Origin of the sequence: Psychrobacter sp. 16-MNA-CIBAN-0192, from assembly GCF_040309565.1 — a bacterium.
Lineage (GTDB): Bacteria > Pseudomonadota > Gammaproteobacteria > Pseudomonadales > Moraxellaceae > Psychrobacter.
In genome coordinates, this window is the sequence record NZ_JBEOOX010000299.1 from 1 (window position 1) to 269 (window position 269).

The following is a 269-nucleotide window of genomic DNA, read 5'->3' on the forward strand; positions in this document are numbered from 1 at the left end:
CCATTTAGCGGATTACCCGCGTGCTTATATTGCCATCATCCAAGGCGATACATGTGTTATCGCAGGTTGTGAATCCAGTTGTAAAGCATTGTTAAAACAAGCAGGTAAACGCGGTATTGCAGCCAATCGAATTACGGCAATGCATACACCAGCCGCACTAAATATTACCGACCATGTACGTCAGTTTTATCTGCAACCGCTGTTGGCAAACTTACCCGAACATTTGCAGTTTATCTCGGCGGCTCAAGTTGCGCCTGTCACGTTAGACT

1 pseudogene is annotated in these 269 nt (G+C 46.1%); it reads left to right on the plus strand.

What is annotated here, in order from left to right:
• Positions 1–269: pseudogene (locus AAEY78_RS13325) on the plus strand (hypothetical protein); the annotation flags it as partial.